Genomic DNA, 209 nt, shown 5'->3' with positions numbered 1-209 from the left:
TACTGCCACTTTGTGCTGTGGATTTGCCAGCACCAGTGGTTGCAAGGCGATAATAGCAATAGCATAGTTACCTTGATCAATTTGTAGTCGTGACAGATTAACCTGCGCGGCCAGATGATCAGGCTGAATTTGCAATACAAGCTGCAATAGAGAAGCTGCTGGCTCAGCTCGCCCCATTTTAATTAACGCCACCGCTTTGAAGTTCAGGT

General features: G+C 46.9%; 1 protein-coding gene. It reads right to left on the bottom strand.

The window, feature by feature from the left end; all coding sequences use genetic code 11:
- The coding region (locus GFJ99_RS13425; protein WP_162524044.1) for a tetratricopeptide repeat protein at nt 1–209 on the bottom strand (209 nt) is incomplete at both ends.

Source organism: Flavobacterium sp. LMO6 (genome assembly GCF_009495795.1).
Taxonomy (GTDB): domain Bacteria; phylum Bacteroidota; class Bacteroidia; order Flavobacteriales; family Flavobacteriaceae; genus Flavobacterium.
This window is presented reverse-complemented; position numbering and strand designations above follow the sequence as displayed.